At 41.3% G+C, this 13,788-nt stretch carries 25 protein-coding genes and 1 pseudogene; all 26 read left to right on the top strand.

The annotated features are described in order from the left end of the window. Positions 1-8 precede the first annotated feature (8 nt). The 26 genes and pseudogenes from rpsS to O1449_RS13550 all read left to right on the top strand — a co-directional run bounded on the left by rpsS (position 9) and on the right by O1449_RS13550 (position 13,765). Positions 9-284: a 30S ribosomal protein S19 gene (gene rpsS, locus O1449_RS13675; RefSeq protein ID WP_004641066.1), complete on the top strand. Its 276-nt coding sequence runs from the start codon at positions 9-11 to the stop codon at positions 282-284. A gap of 11 nt (positions 285-295) precedes the next feature. Next, on the top strand, positions 296-625 hold the full coding sequence (rplV, locus tag O1449_RS13670) for a 50S ribosomal protein L22 (protein ID WP_004657676.1): 330 nt from the start codon (positions 296-298) through the stop codon (positions 623-625). 1 nt (position 626) lies between these two features. Then, positions 627-1,443 (top strand): annotated as a pseudogene (gene rpsC / locus O1449_RS13665) (30S ribosomal protein S3). Further along, on the top strand, positions 1,383-1,796 hold the full coding sequence (gene rplP / locus O1449_RS13660) for a 50S ribosomal protein L16 (RefSeq protein WP_004657678.1): 414 nt from the start codon (positions 1,383-1,385) through the stop codon (positions 1,794-1,796). The pseudogene rpsC and the gene rplP overlap by 61 nt, the downstream one beginning before the upstream one ends. Then, positions 1,796-1,993 (top strand): 50S ribosomal protein L29, encoded by a 198-nt coding sequence (gene rpmC / locus O1449_RS13655; protein WP_004660354.1) that lies wholly within the window; start codon positions 1,796-1,798, stop codon positions 1,991-1,993. The genes rplP and rpmC overlap by 1 nt, the downstream gene beginning before the upstream one ends. Continuing rightward, positions 1,990-2,247, top strand: coding sequence for a 30S ribosomal protein S17 (rpsQ, locus tag O1449_RS13650; RefSeq protein WP_004641057.1), 258 nt, complete (start codon positions 1,990-1,992; stop codon positions 2,245-2,247). The genes rpmC and rpsQ overlap by 4 nt, the downstream gene beginning before the upstream one ends. Before the next feature lie 92 nt (positions 2,248-2,339). Continuing rightward, the gene (gene rplN / locus O1449_RS13645) at positions 2,340-2,708 is read left to right on the top strand and encodes a 50S ribosomal protein L14 (RefSeq protein ID WP_004657680.1); all 369 of its coding nucleotides are present in this window, start codon (positions 2,340-2,342) and stop codon (positions 2,706-2,708) included. A gap of 9 nt (positions 2,709-2,717) precedes the next feature. After that, positions 2,718-3,035 carry a 50S ribosomal protein L24 gene (gene rplX, locus O1449_RS13640; protein ID WP_004641054.1) on the top strand — a complete coding sequence of 106 codons (318 nt, stop codon included), beginning with the start codon at positions 2,718-2,720 and terminating at the stop codon, positions 3,033-3,035. Positions 3,036-3,050: 15 nt separating this feature from the next. Next, positions 3,051-3,587 (top strand): 50S ribosomal protein L5, encoded by a 537-nt coding sequence (gene rplE / locus O1449_RS13635; protein WP_004660357.1) that lies wholly within the window; start codon positions 3,051-3,053, stop codon positions 3,585-3,587. Between the two features lie 9 nt (positions 3,588-3,596). Then, positions 3,597-3,902 (top strand): 30S ribosomal protein S14, encoded by a 306-nt coding sequence (rpsN, locus tag O1449_RS13630; RefSeq protein ID WP_004660360.1) that lies wholly within the window; start codon positions 3,597-3,599, stop codon positions 3,900-3,902. A 12-nt stretch (positions 3,903-3,914) separates the two neighbouring features. Then, entirely contained in the window at positions 3,915-4,310 is a 396-nt protein-coding gene (gene rpsH / locus O1449_RS13625) for a 30S ribosomal protein S8 (protein ID WP_004660361.1), read from the top strand. Positions 4,311-4,323: 13 nt separating this feature from the next. Next, positions 4,324-4,857, top strand: a complete 534-nt coding sequence (rplF, locus tag O1449_RS13620; RefSeq protein WP_004660363.1) for a 50S ribosomal protein L6 — start codon at positions 4,324-4,326, stop codon at positions 4,855-4,857. A 14-nt stretch (positions 4,858-4,871) separates the two neighbouring features. Further along, complete coding sequence (gene rplR, locus O1449_RS13615; RefSeq protein WP_004660364.1) at positions 4,872-5,222, top strand: 50S ribosomal protein L18; 351 nt, start codon at positions 4,872-4,874, stop codon at positions 5,220-5,222. Positions 5,223-5,224: 2 nt separating this feature from the next. Continuing rightward, positions 5,225-5,722 (top strand): 30S ribosomal protein S5, encoded by a 498-nt coding sequence (rpsE, locus tag O1449_RS13610; protein WP_004657688.1) that lies wholly within the window; start codon positions 5,225-5,227, stop codon positions 5,720-5,722. Positions 5,723-5,728: 6 nt separating this feature from the next. After that, positions 5,729-5,905, top strand: coding sequence for a 50S ribosomal protein L30 (gene rpmD / locus O1449_RS13605; protein ID WP_003653652.1), 177 nt, complete (start codon positions 5,729-5,731; stop codon positions 5,903-5,905). Between the two features lie 3 nt (positions 5,906-5,908). Further along, positions 5,909-6,349 (top strand): 50S ribosomal protein L15, encoded by a 441-nt coding sequence (gene rplO, locus O1449_RS13600; RefSeq protein WP_004660366.1) that lies wholly within the window; start codon positions 5,909-5,911, stop codon positions 6,347-6,349. 45 nt (positions 6,350-6,394) lie between these two features. Beyond that, on the top strand, positions 6,395-7,714 hold the full coding sequence (gene secY, locus O1449_RS13595; RefSeq protein ID WP_171287530.1) for a preprotein translocase subunit SecY: 1,320 nt from the start codon (positions 6,395-6,397) through the stop codon (positions 7,712-7,714). Between the two features lie 20 nt (positions 7,715-7,734). Beyond that, positions 7,735-7,851, top strand: a complete 117-nt coding sequence (rpmJ, locus tag O1449_RS13590; protein ID WP_000867907.1) for a 50S ribosomal protein L36 — start codon at positions 7,735-7,737, stop codon at positions 7,849-7,851. Between the two features lie 107 nt (positions 7,852-7,958). Then, on the top strand, positions 7,959-8,315 hold the full coding sequence (gene rpsM, locus O1449_RS13585) for a 30S ribosomal protein S13 (RefSeq protein WP_000090816.1): 357 nt from the start codon (positions 7,959-7,961) through the stop codon (positions 8,313-8,315). Positions 8,316-8,334: 19 nt separating this feature from the next. Further along, complete coding sequence (gene rpsK / locus O1449_RS13580) at positions 8,335-8,721, top strand: 30S ribosomal protein S11 (protein ID WP_001040166.1); 387 nt, start codon at positions 8,335-8,337, stop codon at positions 8,719-8,721. A gap of 12 nt (positions 8,722-8,733) precedes the next feature. Continuing rightward, positions 8,734-9,360 carry a 30S ribosomal protein S4 gene (gene rpsD, locus O1449_RS13575; RefSeq protein WP_004641035.1) on the top strand — a complete coding sequence of 209 codons (627 nt, stop codon included), beginning with the start codon at positions 8,734-8,736 and terminating at the stop codon, positions 9,358-9,360. 18 nt (positions 9,361-9,378) lie between these two features. After that, positions 9,379-10,386, top strand: coding sequence for a DNA-directed RNA polymerase subunit alpha (locus tag O1449_RS13570; RefSeq protein ID WP_004660372.1), 1,008 nt, complete (start codon positions 9,379-9,381; stop codon positions 10,384-10,386). Positions 10,387-10,404: 18 nt separating this feature from the next. Further along, positions 10,405-10,770: a 50S ribosomal protein L17 gene (gene rplQ / locus O1449_RS13565; protein ID WP_004641032.1), complete on the top strand. Its 366-nt coding sequence runs from the start codon at positions 10,405-10,407 to the stop codon at positions 10,768-10,770. A 147-nt stretch (positions 10,771-10,917) separates the two neighbouring features. Further along, on the top strand, positions 10,918-11,361 hold the full coding sequence (locus tag O1449_RS13560; protein WP_269229523.1) for a hypothetical protein: 444 nt from the start codon (positions 10,918-10,920) through the stop codon (positions 11,359-11,361). Between the two features lie 283 nt (positions 11,362-11,644). Further along, positions 11,645-13,135: a flavin-containing monooxygenase gene (locus tag O1449_RS13555; protein WP_241306627.1), complete on the top strand. Its 1,491-nt coding sequence runs from the start codon at positions 11,645-11,647 to the stop codon at positions 13,133-13,135. Between the two features lie 123 nt (positions 13,136-13,258). Beyond that, complete coding sequence (locus O1449_RS13550) at positions 13,259-13,765, top strand: DUF2059 domain-containing protein (protein ID WP_269229524.1); 507 nt, start codon at positions 13,259-13,261, stop codon at positions 13,763-13,765. Positions 13,766-13,788 lie beyond the last annotated feature (23 nt).

Genomic DNA, 13,788 nt, shown 5'->3' with positions numbered 1-13,788 from the left:
TCTGAATAATGCCTCGTTCATTAAAAAAAGGTCCATTCGTCGACGCGCATTTGTTCGCTAAGGTTGAAGCTGCGATTGCTGCTAACAACCGTAAGCCGATCAAAACATGGTCACGTCGTTCAATGATCCTTCCAGACTTTGTTGGTTTAACAATTTCTGTTCACAATGGCCGTAACCACGTTCCAGTAATTGTTACTGAACACATGGTTGGTCATAAATTGGGTGAATTCGCGCCAACTCGTACCTATCGTGGTCACGGTGTTGATAAGAAGTCTAAACGTTAATAGGTGCTATGATGGAAGTAACTGCTAAATTACGCGGTGCCGCTATCTCGGCACAAAAAGCACGTTTAGTTGCTGATTTGATCCGTGGTAAGTCGGTTGCACGTGCGATAGACATTTTGAACTTCAGCAACAAGAAAGCAGCTGTGCTCGTTAAAAAAGCACTTGAATCTGCAATCGCGAATGCTGAACACAACAACAGCTTAGATGTTGATGACCTTAAAGTAACTACGATTTACGTTGATGAAGGCATGAGCCTTAAACGTATCATGCCGCGTGCTAAAGGCCGTGCAGATCGTATTACTAAGCGTACTTGTCACATCACCGTTAAGGTAGGGGTTTGATATGGGTCAGAAGGTTCATCCAATCGGTATCCGCCTAGGTGTTGTGAAACGTCATAACGCTAACTGGTATGCGAGTCCGAAACAATACGCTGAATACTTGCTTAAAGATCTTCAAGTTCGTGAGTTTTTGCTTAAAAAACTTAAGAATGCGATGGTAAGCAATATTCTTATCGAACGTCCTACAGGCGCTGCTAAAGTAACAATTAGCACTGCTCGTCCTGGTATCGTTATCGGTAAGAAAGGCGAAGATATTGAGAAATTACAGCGCGAACTCACCAACATTATGGGTGTTCCAGCTCAAGTTAGCATCAATGAAATTGATCGCCCTGACTTGGACGCACGTTTAGTTGCTGAAGCAATTGCTTCTCAATTAGAAAAGCGTGTTATGTTCCGTCGTGCTATGAAGCGTGCGGTTCAAAACACAATGCGTGCTGGCGCTAAAGGTATCAAAGTTGAAGTTTCTGGCCGTTTAGGTGGTGCAGAGATCGCTCGTACTGAGTGGTATCGTGAAGGTCGTGTACCTTTGCATACACTTCGTGCTGACATCGACTATGCTACTATGCGTGCAGAAACAACATACGGTACGATCGGTGTTAAAGTTTGGATTTTCCGTGGCGAGATTTTAGGTGGCATGAAACAAGTCATGAACCCTGCTCCTGCTGAAGAACGTCCAGCTAAACGCGGTCGTGGTCGTGGTGAAGGTCAAGAGCGTCGTGGTCGTCGCGGTGACCGTGCTGCTGACAAGGGAGAATAATCCATGTTGCAACCTAAACGTACCAAATTCCGTAAAGTGCACAAAGGCCGTAACACTGGTCTAGCGCATCGTGGTAGTACAGTATCATTTGGTTCGATTGCAATTAAAGCAACTGAACGTGGTCGTATGACTGCGCGTCAGATTGAAGCTGCACGTCGTACCATTAGCCGTCGTATTAAACGTGGTGGTAAAATCTTCATCCGCGTATTCCCAGACAAACCAATTACCGAAAAACCATTAGAAGTTCGTATGGGTAAAGGTAAAGGTAGCGTGGAATACTGGGTTTGTCAGATTCAGCCAGGTAAGATCCTGTACGAAATTGAAGGTGTTAGCGATGAGTTAGCGCGTGAAGCTTTTGCTTTAGCTGCAGCTAAACTCCCGTTTAAAACCACTATCGTGACTCGGACGGTGATGTAATGAAAATTAAAGATCTACGTGAAAAGTCGGTAGAAGAGTTGAAAGCTTTGCTTGATGAGCAACAGCTTAACCAATTCCGTCTTCGTATGGCGAAAGCAACTGGTCAATTAGGCAAATCGCATGAAGTGCAAATTGCTCGTAAGACAATTGCTCGTATCAAGACACTCCTTACCGAAAAACAGGGGAACGGACAATGAGTGAAAAAACAGTCCGCACGTTAACCGGCAAAGTTGTAAGTGACAAAATGGACAAGTCTATTGTTGTGCTTATTGAACGCCGCGTTCAACACCCGTTGTACGGCAAATCAATCCGCCGTTCAACTAAATTACACGCTCATGATGAGAACAATGTTGCTAAAACTGGCGACTTAGTGACCATCAAAGAAAGCCGCCCAATTTCTAAAACTAAAGCTTGGACTTTAGTGGAAGTCGTTGAAGCAGCTGCTGAGTAATTAGACGTTCTTGTTGCATCATCGGACAATTTCGAGTACTCTTTGAGCCTTTCGAAATTGCGACCGGTGATGCTCGGTTTTGGAGTAGGGCAATGATTCAAACCGAAAGTATGCTCGACGTAGCAGACAACAGTGGTGCACGCCGCGTACAATGTATTAAAGTACTTGGTGGTTCACACCGTCGTTATGCTTCAGTTGGCGATATTATTAAAGTTACTGTAAAAGAAGCAATTCCGCGCGCACGTGTTAAAAAAGGTGACGTGATGAATGCTGTAGTTGTACGTACAAAATTCGGCATCCGTCGTCCAGATGGTTCAGTTATTCGTTTCGACGATAACGCAGCTGTTATTTTGAACAACAACAAAGCTCCGATTGCTACTCGTATCTTCGGACCAGTGACTCGTGAACTTCGTACTGAACAGTTCATGAAAATCATTTCATTGGCTCCTGAAGTTTTATAAGAGGCAATCATGGCTAAGATTAAAAAAGGCGATCAAGTAATTGTGATCGCAGGTAAAGAAAAAGGCAAACAAGGTGTTGTTTTGTCTGTTTCTGAAGATCGAGTTAAGGTCGAAGGTCTTAACTTAGTGAAGAAGCATCAAAAGCCAAACCGTGTAACTGGCGCTGAAGGCGGTATCGTTACTCAAGAGGCAACGCTTCATATTTCAAACGTGGCAATTTTTAATGCTACAACCCAAAAGGCTGACCGTATTGGTTACCAAGTGATTGATGGCGCGAAAACTCGTGTTTATAAATCAAATGGTGAATCAGTGGCGGTAGCGAAGTAATAGGTTGAATAGGCGATGGCCAGACTTAAAGCACGTTATAACGACGAACTTAAAGCGAAGTTACAAGAAGAACTTGGCGTTAAGAATGTGATGGATATTCCTCGCATCACGAAAATCACTCTTAACATGGGTGTAGGCGCAGCTGCAACTGATAAGAAATTATTAGATGGCGCTGTTGCTGATATGCAACTCATTGCTGGTCAAAAACCAGTTGTGACACTTGCACGTAAATCAATCGCTGGTTTTAAAATCCGTGATGGTTGGCCAATTGGTTGTAAAGTTACTTTACGTGGCGACCAAATGTACGAATTCTTGGATCGTTTGATCTCGATCGCTATCCCTCGTATCCGTGACTTCCGTGGTTTCTCTTCGAAATCATTTGATGGTCGTGGTAACTACTCTATGGGTTTAAAAGAGCAGATCGTTTTCCCTGAAATCGATTTTGACAAAATTGATCGTATCCGTGGTCTAGATATCACTATTACGACCACTGCTCGTAGCGATGACGAAGGCCGTGCGCTTATGCGTGCATTCGGCTTCCCGTTCAAATAAGAGGTCGATATGGCTAAGAAAGGTATGATTAATCGCGAATTGAAACGCGAAAAGACAGTTGCTAAATACGCTGCAAAACGTGCTGAATTAAAAGCAACGATTGCAAACGTAAATGCATCTGATGAAGAACGTTTCGAAGCGATGATGAAGTTACAAGCATTACCACGTAATGCATCTCCAGTACGTCTTCGTAACCGCTGTGGTTTAACTGGTCGTCCTCATGGTTACTTCCGTAAGTTCGGTTTAAGCCGTAACAAATTACGCGATACAGTAATGCAGGGTGATGTACCAGGCGTTGTTAAAGCAAGCTGGTAAGGAGCGACTATAATGAGTATGCAAGATACCGTTGCCGACATGTTAACGCGTGTTCGTAACGCTCAAATGGCAAAGAAACAAGTTGTTTCTATGCCTTCTTCTAAGTTGAAGGTTGCTATTGCAAACGTTCTTCAACAAGAAGGTTATATTTCAAATGTAGAAGTTGCTCAAGAAGATGCAAAAGCTACTTTGACTATTACGTTAAAATATTTCGAAGGCAAACCAGTTATTGAAACTGTGAAACGCGTAAGCCGTCCAGGTCTACGTCAGTATCGCGGTAAAGATGCACTTCCAAGCGTTAAGCAAGGTTTAGGTATTGCAATTGTTTCTACAAGCAAAGGCATCATGACTGATCGCGCTGCACGTGCTGCGGGCGTTGGTGGTGAAGTTATTGCTTTTGTTTCTTAATAGGTGATTCCTCATGTCTCGTGTGGCTAAAGCCCCAGTAACTGTACCTAATGGTGTAACAGTTACTCAGAACGGCCGGCAGGTCGAAGTGAAAGGCACTAAAGGTACATTGTCTTTCAACCTGCATGCGCTGGTCGAGCTAAAACAGGAAGAAGGTAAACTTCAACTTGCTCCAGTTAAAGAGTCGAAAGATGCTTGGATGCAAGCTGGTACTGCTCGCGCTGTATTGAACAACCTTGTAAAAGGTGTTAGCGAAGGCTTCGAACGTAAGTTACAGCTAGTTGGTGTTGGTTACAAAGCAGCAGTTAAAGGCACTGTCGTTAACCTTGCTTTAGGTTATTCACACCCAATTGACTACGCTTTACCAGAAGGTGTAACAGCGGAAACTCCAACTGCAACTGAAATCATTTTGAAATCAGCAAACAAGCAGTTGTTAGGTCAAGTAGCAGCGGAAATCCGTGCATACCGTTCTCCTGAACCATATAAAGGTAAAGGTGTTCGTTATTCGGATGAAGTTATTCTTCGTAAAGAAGCTAAGAAGAAATAAGGCGCGAGGTTCTTATGAACGAAAAGAAACAAACCCGTTTGCGTCGTGCAAAAAGCACACGCTTGCACATTCGTGCATTGGGTGCGACTCGTTTGTGTGTAAACCGCACTCCGCGTCACATCTATGCTCAAGTTATTTCAGCAGATGGTGGCAAAGTTTTAGCGCAAGCTTCAACTTTAGATGCATCTTTGCGTAGTGGTGCGACTGGTAATATCGATGCAGCAACTAAGGTTGGTGCTTTAATCGCAGAACGTGCTAAAGCAGCTGGCGTTACTAAAGTTGCATTTGACCGTTCTGGTTTTAAATATCATGGTCGTATCAAAGCCTTGGCTGATGCTGCTCGTGAAGGCGGCTTGGAGTTCTAATCATGGCGAAAGTTGAACAAAACGAAGGTCTCGTTGAAAAGCTGGTTGCCGTTGATCGTGTAGCCAAAGTTGTTAAGGGTGGTCGTATCTTCTCTTTCACAGCATTAACTGTTGTGGGTGATGGTAATGGTCGTGTAGGTTTTGGTCGTGGTAAAGCGCGTGAAGTTCCAGCTGCTATTTCTAAAGCACTTGAAGCTGCACGTCGTAACATGATTACTGTAGACCTTGCGGGGACTACTTTACAACACCCTGTGAATGCTCGTCATGGTGCAAGCCGTGTATACATGCAACCTGCTTCAGAAGGTACTGGCGTAATTGCTGGTGGCGCGATGCGTGCTGTTCTCGAAGCTGCAGGTGTACATAACGTACTTGCTAAATGTTATGGTTCTACAAATGCTGCTAACGTAGTAAACGCAACTTTCAAAGGTTTGCGTGATATGACTTCTCCTGAGAAAGTCGCTGCGAAACGTGGTCTTTCAGTAGAACAAATTCAAGGGTAATCAATCATGAAAACGATTAAAGTTACCCAGACTAAATCTTCTTCGCATCGTTTAAAAAATCATAAACTTTGCTTACAAGGTCTAGGTCTGCGTCGTATTGGTCATACTGTAGAAGTGCAAGATACGCCTTCTAACCGTGGTATGGTCAACAAAGTTTACTATATGGTTAGTGTAGAGGAATAAGCCATGACTCTGCGTTTAAATGAACTTGCACCTGCTGAAGGTGCTAAGCGTGAAAATCGTCGTCTAGGTCGTGGTATCGGCTCTGGCGTTGGTAAGACTGGTGGTCGTGGTATCAAGGGTCAAAACTCACGTAAAAGTGGTGGTACTCGTCCAGGCTTTGAAGGCGGTCAAACAGCGTTATATCGTCGTTTACCAAAATTCGGTTTCACTAGCCAAATCGCTTTGAAAACTGCTGAAGTACGTTTGTCTGAATTGAATAAAGTTGAAGGTGATGTAATTAGCCTTGAAACTTTAAAAGCTGCGAACGTTGTTCGTCGTGATCAAATTCGTGCTCGCATCGTTCTTTCTGGTGAAATCACTCGCGCATTCACTGTTCAAGGTGTTGTGTTGACTAAAGGCGCTAAAGCTGCTGTTGAAGCTGCTGGCGGTAAAGTCGAGGAGTAATCTCGAGTGTCTATGACTCCTAGTTCTTCAGGTCATGTAAACATGATGAAAGGCCAACCATTTCATGTGAAATATCGTGAAATTATTCGTCGATTAATGTTTTTGATTGGCGCGTTATTGGTCTTTCGACTAGGAGCGCATATTCCGTTGCCAGGTATTGATAATATAGCGCTAGCACAGTTTTTTAAGGCGAATGAAGGTACCTTCTTAGGCTTATTTAACATGTTCTCTGGCGGTGCATTAGAACGCATGTCGATTCTAGCGTTGGGAATTATGCCGTACATTTCTGCATCGATTATCGTGCAGTTAATGTCTACGGTTGTTCCTTCGTTAGAAGCTTTGAAAAAAGAAGGCGAGCAAGGCAAACGAAAGATCAATCAATATACACGTTATGGCACCTTATTCCTTGCACTCGTGCAAGGTGTAGGGATGTGTGCTGGTTTGATTAGTCAAGGTATTACTTTGACATCAGGCTTAGCATTCTATGTTCCTGCAGTTACTTCGTTAGTTGCGGGAACAATGTTTCTGATGTGGTTAGGAGAGCAAATTACCGAACGTGGTGTTGGTAATGGTATCTCGATGATCATTTTTGCAGGTATTGTGGCAGGTTTGCCAAATCTTGTAATACAGTCGTTTACTTCTGTAGATAATGGTCAAGGTAGTTTAATTGGTTTAGCTGTATTTGGCTTACTCTCATTAGCCGTTTTAGCTGCGATTGTGTTTATTGAAAAAGCACAACGTCGTATTCCGGTGAACTATGCACAAAAGCAACAAGGTCGTCGTGTTTTTACTGCACAGCAAACGCATTTGCCATTAAAAATTAATATGGCAGGTGTGATTCCAGCGATTTTTGCAAGCTCACTGTTATTATTTCCAGCGAGTTTGGGACAATGGTTGGGGAGTGCTGATCCAAATGCAGGGATTGTGAAGCGTAGCCTACAAGATCTGGCATTGGTGTTATCGCCTGGACAGCCGTTGTATTTAATGCTGTTTGGTGCGTTAATTATTTTCTTCTGTTATTTCTATACAGCGCTAGTATTTAGCCCAAAAGAAGTTGCAGAGAACTTAAAACGCAGCGGAGCATATGTGCCTGGTATCCGCCCAGGTGAGCAAACGGCTCGTTATTTAGATCATATTCTTAACCGTTTGACTTTTATTGGTGCAATTTACATTACTGTAGTGTGTTTAATGCCTATGGTTCTACAAAGTTCGTTTAGTATTCCATTCCATTTGGGTGGAACATCTTTACTGATTGTAGTTGTAGTAGTAATGGACTTTATGGCGCAACTTCAAGCGCACCTTACTTCGCATCAATATGATAATCAAACGTTAATGAGAAAAACGACTGCTCATCCTAAGGGATAAGCGCACTTAGAGGTTTCATCATGAAAGTACAAGCTTCTGTAAAGAAAATTTGTGGTAGCTGCAAAGTTATCCGTCGTAATGGGGTTATTCGCGTGATTTGTAGCGCAGAACCTCGTCATAAGCAGCGTCAAGGTTAATTTAATTAAGACCTGTTGATTTCAGTAGGCTAATTAGGTTATTATCCGCCCCTCAAGATTTTTGTGGGGCGGTTGATTATCTTGACTGCCTTTTTGGAGAAAATTGAATGGCTCGTATTGCCGGTGTAAACATTCCGGATAACAAGCATGCTGTTATCTCTCTCACGTATATTTTTGGTATCGGTCGCCACACTGCTAAGAACATCTTAGCGACTGTAGGTATTACTGAAACTACAAAAATTCGTGAATTAGATGATGCTCAGCTTGATGCGATTCGTGCAGAAGTTGCTAAGGTTCCGACCGAAGGTGATTTACGTCGCGAAATTTCCATGAACATCAAACGTTTAATGGATTTAGGCTGCTACCGCGGTCTTCGTCATCGTCGCAGCTTGCCTGTTCGCGGACAACGCACCAAAACTAACGCACGTACCCGTAAAGGTCCGCGCAAACCGATTAAAAAGTAAGATTTCTGGAAGCTAAAAGATGGCTAAAGATACTCGCACACGCAAGAAGGTCACTCGTACCGTCTCTGAAGGTGTTGCACACATTCACGCGTCTTTTAATAACACCATTGTAACGATTACCGATCGTCAAGGTAATGCATTGGCTTGGGCTACCTCAGGTGGACAAGGCTTCCGTGGTTCACGTAAATCAACTCCGTTCGCTGCTCAGGTAGCTGCTGAAGTTGCTGGTAAAGCAGCTTTGGATTACGGTTTGAAAAACCTAGACGTCCTTGTAAAAGGTCCTGGTCCAGGTCGTGAGTCTGCGGTTCGTGCATTAGGCGCAGTGGGTTATAAGATTAACAGCATTACCGATGTGACACCAATTCCTCACAACGGTTGCCGTCCACCTAAAAAACGTCGCGTGTAAGGAGAAACATTCATGGCTCGTTATATTGGTCCAAAATGCAAACTCTCTCGCCGCGAAGGGACAGACCTGCAACTTAAATCAGGCGTTAAACCGTTTGATGTAAAAACCAAAAAACACAATAAAGCACCTGGTCAACATGGTCAGGCTCGTGGTGGTAAGCAATCTGAGTATTCACTACAATTACGTGAAAAACAAAAAGTACGTCGTATGTACGGTGTGTTAGAGCGTCAATTTAGTAACTACTATAAAGAAGCAGCTCGTGTTAAAGGCGCAACTGGTGAAAACTTGTTGAAATTGCTTGAAAGCCGTCTTGATAACGTAGTTTATCGCATGGGTTTTGGTTCTACACGTTCAGAAGCTCGTCAGTTAGTATCTCACCGTTCTATTACTTTAAATGGTCGTCGTGTAAACATTGCGTCTATTCAAGTAAAAGCGGGTGATGTAATTGCAGTGCATGAAGGTGCTAAACAACAATTGCGTATCAAAAACGCTATTGAATTAGCTGCTCAACGTGGTATCCCTGCTTGGATGGAAGTTGATCATTCTAAGTTGGAAGGTACGTTTAAAGCTGCACCAGATCGCTCTGATTTACCTGCTGAAATCAACGAAAGCTTGATTGTAGAATTGTATTCTAAATAATCCTTGAGGTAGCAATAAATGACGCGTACTGCAAACGAGTTTCTAACTCCGCAAGCGATCAAGGTCGAAGCGGTGAGCGGGACCTCGGCAAAAGTGATTCTTGAGCCTTTAGAGCGTGGTTTTGGCCATACTCTAGGTAATGCTTTACGTCGCATTCTATTGTCTTCTTTACCTGGCGCTGCTGTGGTTGAAGTTGAGATAGAAGGCGTCGAGCACGAGTACAGTACTTTAGAAGGCTTGCAGCAGGACATCGTCGAGCTCTTGCTGAACCTAAAAGGATTGTCTATTAAGCTGTTCGATCAAAATGAAGCATATTTAACATTAGAGAAGCAAGGTGCAGGTGACGTAACAGCAGCTGATCTTCGTTTACCTCATAATGTTGAAGTGGTTAACCCTGATCATTTAATCGGTACTTTGAGTTCTTCTGGTTCATTGAAAATGCGCCTTAAAGTAGCTCAAGGTCGTGGTTATGAGACATCTGACTCTCGTTTCCCAGAAGGTGAAACACGCCCAGTAGGTCGTTTACAGTTAGATGCTTCTTATAGCCCAATCAAGCGCGTTTCTTACACAGTAGAAAATGCTCGTGTAGAACAGCGTACCGATCTTGATAAGTTAGTGATCGATCTTGAGACTAACGGAACTGTTGATCCAGAAGAAGCTATCCGCAAAGCGGCAACAATCTTGCAACAACAAATTGCAATTTTTGTTGATCTTCAGAAAGATCAAACTCCAGTCGCTCAAGAACCTCGCGAAGAAGTTGACCCAATTTTGCTTCGTCCAGTAGATGATCTCGAGCTTACTGTTCGTTCTGCTAACTGTTTGAAGGCAGAAAATATTTACTACATTGGTGATCTTGTTCAACGTACTGAAGTTGAGTTGTTAAAAACTCCTAACTTGGGTAAAAAATCGTTAACAGAGATCAAAGATGTTTTGGCATCGAAAGGTTTACAACTCGGCATGCGTTTAGAGAACTGGCCACCAGCTAGTCTCCGTATGGATGACCGATTTGCCTATCGTAGCCGTTAATTAAGTAGGACTATCACCATGCGTCATCGTAATAGTGGTGTGAAATTAGGCCGTACAAGCAGCCACCGTAAGGCGTTGTTTCAAAACTTAACAAATGCTTTAGTAGAGCATGAGTTAATTAAGACAACTTTGCCTAAGGCGAAAGAACTTCGTCGTGTTGCTGAGCCTTTAATCACTTTGGCTAAAAACGATACTGTTGCAAACCGTCGTTTAGCGTTTGCTCGTACTCGTTCAGCAGCAACTGTTGGTAAATTATTTACCGTTCTTGGCCCTCGTTACAAAGAACGTAACGGCGGTTATCTTCGTGTTCTTAAAGCGGGCTTCCGTGCAGGTGATGCTGCACCGATGGCTTACGTTGAACTCGTTGACCGTGAAGTAAAATAATACTTCTACGTGTAGAACAGTCAGTTGTTCCAAAAAAGGTCGGTGTAATAACCGACCTTTTTTATTGTTTAATAACGCTTATAATAAAATCATTAAGATACAATTAGATGAGTCAATAAGATTATTACTACTATAAATGAGACGATCATGGATTCTGAAAAATATTGTTTTATTAATGGATTGAAAAGGCGGCATGCTAATTTAATATTTGGATACAATGGAAATTTGTATGATAGACAGCTATTAGGATTCATTACAGCCGAAGCAGCAGCTCTAAGTCCAAATTCAATAAGTGTAAAAAAATTATCCAATATTTGGTATGTTGTATCAGAATATGATTGGATAAATAATTTATCTGATGATGAAAGCTATCTTTTTAAGCCGAATTATTTACCAGATGCTGATAATTTCTATCATTTATCTGGTGCTATTCTGTCTGCATTTTCTAATGGTGTGGGGCTAGCATTAAACGGAGAAATAACAACTTCATATAATCTCAGTGACAATGATCTAAGTGAAATCAAAAATGAAGTTGAACAACTAAAAAGTAGAGTTGTCTTTTTTAAAAGTATTGATACTTCAAGCGAATAAACAAATTAATGGCTTTTCTACGGAATTGAGGAACTTTTTTTAATGTGTTTTATAAAGTTTATTTTTCTTAAAAATTATATAAAGATTTATTCCTAATTTTTTGTATTCAATACAACATAGTTTAAACGTAAACCCAAGTAAAAATATCAAGATTTTTTAGCTTCGTTTTTTCTCAAAATGTCCCGAACTGATATAAAAAAACCGATGAATGACTAAACTTGACATTGTGTATTGTCAAATTTGTGCTTTAATAAAGACATGATTTACACAGGGTATAAAAAAAATGGAAAAGCAAGTTGATGTATTAATTATTGGTGCAGGTATCTCTGGAATTGGGTTAGCTGTGCATCTCTCTAAGAACTGTCCACAACGTAAATTCGAAATTTTAGAACGTCGTGAAAGTTTCGGTGGAACTTGGGATTTATTCCGTTACCCTGGTATTCGTTCTGATTCGGACATGTCAACTTTTGGTTTTAACTTCAAGCCATGGGCAAAAGATAAAGTTCTTGCAAGCGGTGCTGAAATTAAAGGTTATTTAAGCGATGTGATCAGTGAAAATCAGTTAAAAGATAAAATTCACTTTGGTCATCGTGTCCTTTCTGCAAACTATGATTCTACAAAGAAAAAATGGTTAGTTGAGATCGAAGATAACAATAAGAAAAAACAAACTTGGTCTGCAAACTTTGTCATGGGTTGTACTGGTTACTATAACTATGATCAGGGTTATGCGCCAAAATTTCCGAAACAAGAAGATTTCAAAGGTCAGTTTATTCATCCACAACATTGGCCAGAAAATTTAGATTACACTGGTAAGAAAGTGGTCATCATTGGTAGTGGTGCAACTGCAATTACACTTGTACCTTCAATGGTGAAAGGTGGAGCAGGGCATGTCACAATGTTACAGCGTTCACCAACTTATATTGCAACGATTCCTTCAATTGACTTTATTTATGAGAAAACACGTAAATTTATGTCTGAGGAAACGGCGTATAAATTTACTCGCGCACGTAATATTGGTATGCAACGTGGTATTTATGCATTAGCGCAAAAATACCCGAAAACTGTACGTCGTTTATTGTTGAAAGGTATTGAATTGCAGCTTAAAGGTAAAGTGGATATGAAACACTTTACACCAAGCTATAATCCATGGGATCAACGTTTATGTGTTGTGCCAGATGGTGATTTATTCAAATCTTTACGTGAAGGCAAAGCAAGTGTTGAGACAGATCAAATTGAAAAATTCACTGCAAATGGTATCCAATTAAAATCTGGAAAACATTTAGAAGCGGATATTGTGATCTCAGCAACTGGTTTGGAGATCCAGATCTTAGGTGGAGTTCAAGGTTCAATTGATGGTAAGCCAATGAACACATCTCAACATATGCTGTATCAAGGCGTGATGGTGAGTGATGTCCCTAACATGGCGATGATCATTGGTTATATCAATGCTTCATGGACATTAAAAGTTGATATTGCGGCTGATTATATCTGTCGCTTAATCAATCATATGGATAAAAATGGTTTTGATGAAGTGATTGCGCACGCTGATCCTTTACAGCGTGAAAATGATACGATCATGGGTAAAATGTCTTCTGGTTATATCGCACGTGCAGCTGATGTAATGCCTAAGCAAGGTAAACAAGCACCGTGGAAGATTACTAATAATTACCTAGCTGATCGTAAAGAACTGAAAGATGCTAAGTTTAATGATGGGGTTTTAGAATTCCATAAGCGTGGTGATCAAACAAATCGTAAGCCAAAATTAGTATCATAAGTTTTTGCTTGAATGTTTTGGAACCCTATGCAGTTGCATAGGGTTTTTTATTTGAGTGGCTATTTAAATATAAAAAATATCGCGTATATTGAGCGCAATAACATTTAAAACAGGGATGACTGAGTGAAAAAGCTATTAATCTTGGGGACATTATTATTCAGTACATTTGTTTTTGCTGATGATGTAAAACAGAAAGAAGTGATTGCTCAAAAATTGGTATCTGTAGATGGAACCGAACAAGGTTTACAAAACACCGATAAAATGATTTTAGAGCAAATCCGCATGCGTTTGCCTAAAGATATACCTGAAAATTTTTACGTAGATTTGATTAAAAATTTAAACAGTGAACAGCGTAAGCAATTCATTATTCAACGCTATGTTGAAACATTCAGTCAAAAGGAACTACAAGCTGCATTAACCTTTTATCAATCTACAGAAGGGAAAGCATGGGCTAAAAAAGCCAGTGAGATAGGAAGTGAAGTTGCACATTTCACTACGCAAAATGCACGCACTGCTTTAAATGTCACTATGCAGCAACATATTGATAATCCAACGGTAAAGCAACTAATGGCACGAATGAATCCAACGCCTACGCCAGCTCAAACAACTGAAAAACCTGGAACTAAATAAATAAAAAAGGGATCGTGTAATTA

This window comes from Acinetobacter sp. TR3 (assembly GCF_027105055.1).
In the GTDB taxonomy this organism is placed as follows: Bacteria; Pseudomonadota; Gammaproteobacteria; order Pseudomonadales; family Moraxellaceae; genus Acinetobacter.
The sequence above is the reverse complement of the archived record's forward strand: the minus strand, read 5'-3'. Positions and strand labels throughout refer to the sequence as shown.

Bases quoted from the DNA above. Each gene is read 5' to 3' on its own strand.
- rpsS (WP_004641066.1), top strand. From the start codon at position 9: ATGCCTCGTTCATTAAAAAAAGGTCCATTCGTCGACGCGCATTTGTTC.
- rplV (WP_004657676.1), top strand. From the start codon at position 296: ATGGAAGTAACTGCTAAATTACGCGGTGCCGCTATCTCGGCACAAAAA.
- rplP (WP_004657678.1), top strand. From the start codon at position 1,383: ATGTTGCAACCTAAACGTACCAAATTCCGTAAAGTGCACAAAGGCCGT.
- rpmC (WP_004660354.1), top strand. From the start codon at position 1,796: ATGAAAATTAAAGATCTACGTGAAAAGTCGGTAGAAGAGTTGAAAGCT.
- rpsQ (WP_004641057.1), top strand. From the start codon at position 1,990: ATGAGTGAAAAAACAGTCCGCACGTTAACCGGCAAAGTTGTAAGTGAC.
- rplN (WP_004657680.1), top strand. From the start codon at position 2,340: ATGATTCAAACCGAAAGTATGCTCGACGTAGCAGACAACAGTGGTGCA.
- rplX (WP_004641054.1), top strand. From the start codon at position 2,718: ATGGCTAAGATTAAAAAAGGCGATCAAGTAATTGTGATCGCAGGTAAA.
- rplE (WP_004660357.1), top strand. From the start codon at position 3,051: ATGGCCAGACTTAAAGCACGTTATAACGACGAACTTAAAGCGAAGTTA.
- rpsN (WP_004660360.1), top strand. From the start codon at position 3,597: ATGGCTAAGAAAGGTATGATTAATCGCGAATTGAAACGCGAAAAGACA.
- rpsH (WP_004660361.1), top strand. From the start codon at position 3,915: ATGAGTATGCAAGATACCGTTGCCGACATGTTAACGCGTGTTCGTAAC.
- rplF (WP_004660363.1), top strand. From the start codon at position 4,324: ATGTCTCGTGTGGCTAAAGCCCCAGTAACTGTACCTAATGGTGTAACA.
- rplR (WP_004660364.1), top strand. From the start codon at position 4,872: ATGAACGAAAAGAAACAAACCCGTTTGCGTCGTGCAAAAAGCACACGC.
- rpsE (WP_004657688.1), top strand. From the start codon at position 5,225: ATGGCGAAAGTTGAACAAAACGAAGGTCTCGTTGAAAAGCTGGTTGCC.
- rpmD (WP_003653652.1), top strand. From the start codon at position 5,729: ATGAAAACGATTAAAGTTACCCAGACTAAATCTTCTTCGCATCGTTTA.
- rplO (WP_004660366.1), top strand. From the start codon at position 5,909: ATGACTCTGCGTTTAAATGAACTTGCACCTGCTGAAGGTGCTAAGCGT.
- secY (WP_171287530.1), top strand. From the start codon at position 6,395: ATGAAAGGCCAACCATTTCATGTGAAATATCGTGAAATTATTCGTCGA.
- rpmJ (WP_000867907.1), top strand. From the start codon at position 7,735: ATGAAAGTACAAGCTTCTGTAAAGAAAATTTGTGGTAGCTGCAAAGTT.
- rpsM (WP_000090816.1), top strand. From the start codon at position 7,959: ATGGCTCGTATTGCCGGTGTAAACATTCCGGATAACAAGCATGCTGTT.
- rpsK (WP_001040166.1), top strand. From the start codon at position 8,335: ATGGCTAAAGATACTCGCACACGCAAGAAGGTCACTCGTACCGTCTCT.
- rpsD (WP_004641035.1), top strand. From the start codon at position 8,734: ATGGCTCGTTATATTGGTCCAAAATGCAAACTCTCTCGCCGCGAAGGG.
- O1449_RS13570 (WP_004660372.1), top strand. From the start codon at position 9,379: ATGACGCGTACTGCAAACGAGTTTCTAACTCCGCAAGCGATCAAGGTC.
- rplQ (WP_004641032.1), top strand. From the start codon at position 10,405: ATGCGTCATCGTAATAGTGGTGTGAAATTAGGCCGTACAAGCAGCCAC.
- O1449_RS13560 (WP_269229523.1), top strand. From the start codon at position 10,918: ATGGATTCTGAAAAATATTGTTTTATTAATGGATTGAAAAGGCGGCAT.
- O1449_RS13555 (WP_241306627.1), top strand. From the start codon at position 11,645: ATGGAAAAGCAAGTTGATGTATTAATTATTGGTGCAGGTATCTCTGGA.